The 5,352-nt window shown below is 66.1% G+C and carries 8 protein-coding genes and 1 pseudogene; all 9 read left to right on the forward strand.

What is annotated here, in order from left to right; translation table 11 throughout:
• The first annotated feature begins 129 nt into the window (after positions 1 to 129).
• Positions 130 to 600 carry a hypothetical protein gene (locus tag AC1VAN_RS10070; protein ID WP_480985738.1) on the forward strand — a complete coding sequence of 157 codons (471 nt, stop codon included), beginning with the start codon at positions 130 to 132 and terminating at the stop codon, positions 598 to 600.
• Entirely contained in the window at positions 597 to 794 is a 198-nt protein-coding gene (locus AC1VAN_RS10075; protein ID WP_442251245.1) for a hypothetical protein, read from the forward strand. Before AC1VAN_RS10070 ends, AC1VAN_RS10075 begins: the two co-directional genes overlap by 4 nt.
• On the forward strand, positions 791 to 1,270 hold the full coding sequence (locus AC1VAN_RS10080; RefSeq protein WP_442251244.1) for a hypothetical protein: 480 nt from the start codon (positions 791 to 793) through the stop codon (positions 1,268 to 1,270). The genes AC1VAN_RS10075 and AC1VAN_RS10080 overlap by 4 nt, the downstream gene beginning before the upstream one ends.
• A gap of 163 nt (positions 1,271 to 1,433) precedes the next feature.
• Entirely contained in the window at positions 1,434 to 1,640 is a 207-nt protein-coding gene (locus tag AC1VAN_RS10085) for a hypothetical protein (RefSeq protein ID WP_442251243.1), read from the forward strand.
• On the forward strand, positions 1,633 to 1,947 hold the full coding sequence (locus AC1VAN_RS10090; protein ID WP_442251242.1) for a hypothetical protein: 315 nt from the start codon (positions 1,633 to 1,635) through the stop codon (positions 1,945 to 1,947). The genes AC1VAN_RS10085 and AC1VAN_RS10090 overlap by 8 nt, the downstream gene beginning before the upstream one ends.
• A 55-nt stretch (positions 1,948 to 2,002) precedes the next feature.
• Positions 2,003 to 2,587 carry a putative metallopeptidase gene (locus tag AC1VAN_RS10095; RefSeq protein ID WP_442251241.1) on the forward strand — a complete coding sequence of 195 codons (585 nt, stop codon included), beginning with the start codon at positions 2,003 to 2,005 and terminating at the stop codon, positions 2,585 to 2,587.
• Positions 2,588 to 2,617: 30 nt separating this feature from the next.
• Positions 2,618 to 3,091 (forward strand): DUF2280 domain-containing protein, encoded by a 474-nt coding sequence (locus AC1VAN_RS10100; RefSeq protein WP_480985739.1) that lies wholly within the window; start codon positions 2,618 to 2,620, stop codon positions 3,089 to 3,091.
• Between the two features lie 112 nt (positions 3,092 to 3,203).
• Positions 3,204 to 4,724, forward strand: coding sequence for a hypothetical protein (locus AC1VAN_RS10105; RefSeq protein ID WP_442251239.1), 1,521 nt, complete (start codon positions 3,204 to 3,206; stop codon positions 4,722 to 4,724).
• Positions 4,725 to 4,775: 51 nt separating this feature from the next.
• Positions 4,776 to 5,352 (forward strand): annotated as a pseudogene (locus AC1VAN_RS10110) (hypothetical protein); the annotation flags it as partial.

The raw sequence follows: 5,352 nt of genomic DNA on the forward strand, positions 1-5,352 counted from the left end.
CTGCAAGGACTGCCACCAGGGCAGCTTCAATGGGATCCACGGGCAGAAACGCATGTGGACCATCATGAAGATGGACGAGCTGGCCGCCCTGAACGTGACTCTGCAGCGGCTGGGTCAGAGGAGTGCGGCATGAGGATCATGGCCATCGATCCCGGCACCGAGGAAAGCGGGTGGTGCCTGCTACAGGGCGGCAGTGTTCTGGAATCTGGTGTGATTCCGAACCATGAGCTGCTGGCCATAGTGGCCGGCTGGAACCGCTACAGCGAGGACCAGCTGGCAATTGAGATGATCGCCAGCTACGGCATGGCCGTAGGCCGGGAGGTATTCGAGACTTGCGTGTGGGTCGGGCGCTTCCAGCAGGTGTGGCGGCACCCGGACGCCGTGAGGCTGGTCTATCGCCGAGACGTCAAGCTGCACTTGTGCGGCAGCACCAAGGCCAAGGACGCCAACATCCGTCAGGCGCTGCTGGACCTGCTTGGCCCGCAAGGAACCAAGAAGGCCCCGGGGGCAACCTATGGCGTCAAGTYGCACGCGTGGGCTGCGCTGGGTGTGGCCGTCACCGTGGCGGGCATAACGCCCGAGTCGAGGAGGGCAGCGTGAGCCCGACCTTCAGCCAGTACACCACGCCGGAGCTGGAGGTGGTTGCACGCCTCGACCACGCTCTGGCCGCCGAGATCTTCAGCCTGCACCGGAAGGGCTACGACATGCGCGAGGTGCTACACGAGGCCCGCGCGTTCAAGACCGAGGCGCAGCTGATGCGCCGCGAGATCAACCGCAGGAAGGCAAGCCAATGAGCCAGGTAACCCAACCCCGCACCGGAGGTCGAAAGATGGCCGCGTCCGTTGATGCTCCGCGCCGCACCGGTACAACTGAGGGTGTTCCGTTCCGGCAGGTCTGGAAGCCACGCGCGGTTTGCGTGGTCGACCCGATCAACCCGGCGAGCGCCCTTGAACTGATCCTTCCACGAATCGCAGAGAACCAACGCGCATGCACGGTAGCCAGCTACCTGCTCATCAACCCGGAGACCTCGCAGGCGTTCGTCTTGCAAGAGGACAAGCCGGTGGCCGTGGAGATGGCCCGCAAGGGCGAGCGCTCTCCGTACTGGCCGTGGTTGGTGGGCATGTACCGGTTCCCGCGCGTGACGGCCGAGGCCGCAGCGAACGTGCTGGAGGACATCTTCGAGCACTTGGGCATCGCCACCGCGCCGGCGCCGAAACGCGCCATGCCTGTGCAGCTGGACCTGTTCGGCCTGCCCGAGCGTGCCGCGTGACCGCTTACATGCGCCCGTCTACCGAGGGAGAAATCGGTAGCCCCAGCTGGCAGGTGGGCAACAGCCAGCACCGAGGGAACGGGTTGCCGCGTTGCGGCGGCGGAGAGGGGCTGCAACCCCGATCCGTGCCACTCATCGCCCGTGGGACCGAGGAGGCCCTGCCGTGACTCTGGACCCGATCACGCAGGGCCTGCAGCACCTGGCCGCCCAGTTCAGCCTGACCCGCCAGGAGTGGCGCGACCACCACCGCGGCGGCGACTCGCTGCTGGACTCGCTGGTGAGCCACGGCTACGCGCAGGAGCAGGGCGAGCGCTTCGGCATCACCCGGCAGGGGCAGGTGCGGTTGCAGGCGGAGGTGGATCGTGGATGACCTGCTCACCAATGCCGAGAAAGAGCGCCTGACCAAGGACGCTGCCGATTGTGTTCGCGCTGGTGGAGATGTGGACGAGGTAATCCGTCGCTGGACTGGTTTCAGCCCTGCACGTGATCGGCAGATCATCGCTGGAGTGCGGTACATCGCCAAGACTGTCGGAGAGCAGATGGAGCGGGAAGCGGCAGAGAAGGCCGCCCGCGACGCATTCCTTGCAGATGACATTGCCGTGGTCGAGGATCTGATCCAGCGCCTGCCCAAGGTGTTGGAGCGGCTGAGGGTCGCAGAGGCTGCCAATGGCGGGTAAGCAGCCCAAGGCCAGCACGGTCAACAGGCCAATGCCGCCAGGGGAGTTGCTGTCGGTGGACTTCGAACACCCGTGGGCGCGGTTCGTCCCGTCCGAGGCGGTATGGGCGTGGGTATGCGAGCAGATCCTGTCCGAGGATGGCGCGCTGACCAACCCGGATCACTACCACCTGCAGGACGCCGACATAGGCGTGCTGTGGGCCGAAACGGCCTTCACCAAGCAGGGCAAGGCGGTCATCGGCCAGGCCGAGCAGGTCATGTTCATGGCCGGAGGCTGGAAGCGTGGCCGGATGGAACGGCAGATGGTCGACTGGTTCGGCCGGGTGCCGTCGTTCGTCATCACCTTGGCGGCCGACTACTGCAGCCARTGCAGCGACGCCGAGTTCTGCGCCCTGATCGAACACGAGCTGTACCACATCGCCCAGGCCAAGGATTCGTACGGGGCGCCCAAGTTCGGCAAGGACGGCCTGCCAGCGCTGGAGATGCGCGGCCACGACGTTGAGGAGTTCGTGGGCGTCGTCCGTCGGTATGGCCCAAGTGCCCAAGTACAGCAGATGGTGGAAGCCGCCAGCAGCAAGCCCGAAGTGGCCGTTGCGGACGTGGCTCACGCCTGTGGGACGTGCCTCCAGCGCGCCTCCTGATCTGCGACCCCTTATGACAGGTGAGCCGCAATGGCAGCGCTGAGTTCCGACATCAAAGCCTTCATCGTCCAGTCTCTGGCCTGCTTCGACACGCCTTCTCAGGTGGTTGAGGCCGTCAGAACGCAGTTCAACACGGAGATCAGTCGCCAACAGGCCGAGAGCCACGACCCCACGAAGTTCGCCGGGCGCGACCTTGGCGCCAAGTGGGTGACCCTGTTCCACGAGTCCCGGGCCAGGTTCAAGGAGGAGACGGTCAACATTCCTATCGCCAATCGAGCTTTCCGGCTGCGAGCCCTCGATCGCATGGCCACCAAGGCCGAGAGCATGAAGAACATGGCGCTGGCGGCTCAGCTGCTGGAGCAGGCGGCGAAGGAGACCGGCGGGGCATACACGAACCGGCGCGAGATCGAGCACTCAGGCGGCGTGGACCTGCGCAAGGCCACCGAGATGACGGAGGCCGAGCTGCTGGCCATTRCGGCAGGCAAGGGCGCCGCCGGTGGCTGATGGCCGCGCCAAGCTCAGCCCTGCTGCAGCTGCTGCTGAGCTACTGCGCCGCCGCCGCTCCCGCGAATCTCTGAAAGCCTTCGCGCTGTCGATCCCGATCCCTGGCGCCCCGGTGGATGATGACCCCAGCAGCTGGGTGTGCGGCGATGCCGAGCGCCTGCCGCTGGCCCAGCACCACGAGCTGCTGCTGGACAAGGTGGAGGAATGCCTGCGCAAGCCCATGGGGCGGCTGATGGTGTTCATGCCGCCAGGCTCGGCCAAGTCCACCTATGCAGGTGTCGTTGCGCCACCTTGGGCCATGGGCAAGTGGCCGGGCTTCAAGGTGATCAGCACGAGCTACGCGGCCAAGCCGGCCTATCGATCGTCCAAGCGGTGTCGCGCCATTTGTTCCAGTCCCGAGTACGCCTCGATCTGGGAGCGGCCAACCATGCTGCGCGATGGCAGCGCCGCGGTGGACGAGTGGGAGCTGACCAACGACTCGGGGCTGCTGGCCGCCGGCATCCTGGGCGGCGTGACCTCTGCCCGTGCCGATGCCCTCATCATCGATGACCCGGTAGCCGGCCGTGCTGAGGCTGACAGTCCGACGATTCAGGCGAGCACCCGCGCTGCCTACGACGACGACCTGCTGACCCGCTTGAAGCCTGGCGCGTCGATCATTCTCATCCAGACCCGATGGCACCCCGAAGACCTGGCCGGTTCGATCCTGCCTGAGGACTGGGACGGCGAGTCCGGCCCGATCCAGTGCCGCGATGGCCAAGTGTGGGAGGTTCTGTGCATCCCCGCGCAGGCTGACCGCGCCGACGACCCGCTCGGCCGCAAGATCGGCGAGTACCTGTGGCCCGAGTGGTTCTCGCCCGAGCACTGGGCGCAGTACAAGGCCAAGGCCCGCACCTGGGCCAGTCTGTATCAGGGCCGGCCCAAGGCCGAGTCGGGCAACCAGTTCAACCTGAGTGACTTCGATGACCTCTGGTATGACCCGGAGGAGCTGCCGGCGCGGCTGAAGAAGTACGGCGCGAGCGACTTCGCGGTCACAGAGCGGGACCTGGAGAAGAAGTCCGAACCGGACTACACCGAGCATGGTGTGGTGGGGCTGGATGATGGCAGCTCCCGGCCCGACGGCCTGAGCGTGCTGTGGATCGTGGACTGGTGGGCGCAGCAGGTCGAACTGGACAAGAGCGTCGCGGCCCAGCTGTCCTTGATCAGGCAGCACAAGCCGCTGTGGTGGTTCGGCGAGGTCGGTGGCCAGGAAAACGCGGTCAAGCCAGTGCGGCGCCTCCTGCAGAAGGAGGACAGCATGTTCGCCAACTACGAGTACCTGCCGCACATTGGCGACAAGGTGGCCAAGGTCCAGGCGTTCCGGGCGCTGGTGAAGGAGGGCAGGGTGCGCTTCCCGCGTGGCAATCCACTGGTGAAGCGGCTGATAGACCTGCTGGTCAACTTCCCGCGCGCACGGTTCGATGATGGCGTGGACGTGTGCGGCCTGCTGGGCCGTGGTATCGCCGACATGGTGCCAGCGTCCAAACCGGCCGTGGCCAAGCGCAAGCCGCCCAAGCCGTTCACCGATCCCTGGTACGCAGCGAGGGAGCGGGAAGACCGCGGCGACGAGGAAAAGCGGGAACGCTACTACCGTTGATGCCTCTGGCAGACCGGGCACCTTGGGGGCAGTTCGCACACCGGCCCGACCATGGCAGACCAACCCATCGCAGCACTCGAAACCGGGATCGCGGCCGCCGCTGATCCCGATCCGGCGCGCGCCAAGCAGATCAGCCGCATGCAGGCTGACGTAAGGCGCTGGATGGAGCGCTTCGAGCAGGCCCGCGAGTTCGACAAGGACGCCCGGCAGCAGTACGTAAAGGACCGGCGCCAGGCGCGAGGGGATTCCGGGTTCCTGGTCGACGCGAACCTGATCGGTACCTACATCGATATCCAGGAGGCGTTCCTTTACGCCCGCAATCCGGACTTCGACGTGTCGCCCGGCCCGGCGCATCGCATGCCGACGCCCGAGCAGCTGCGGGACATCATCGAGTCCGACGAGCAGGTCATGGCTGGCATCCAGCAGCAGGCCGAGCAGGACGCCATTGAGGTGGGTCGGCAGATCGCCGTGCAGATGACCGCGCAGGGGATCACCCCGGAAGAGGCGTTCCAGCAGGGCCAGCAGGCGCAGGAGAGCTATCTGGCCACCGGTGCGGTGGAGAAGCTGGTCGGCGACGAAGTGCTGAAGCTGCGCAAGCAGTACGCCAAGCGCTCGCGGGAGATGAAGC

This window comes from Stenotrophomonas sp. 05L44_2 (assembly GCF_056665995.1).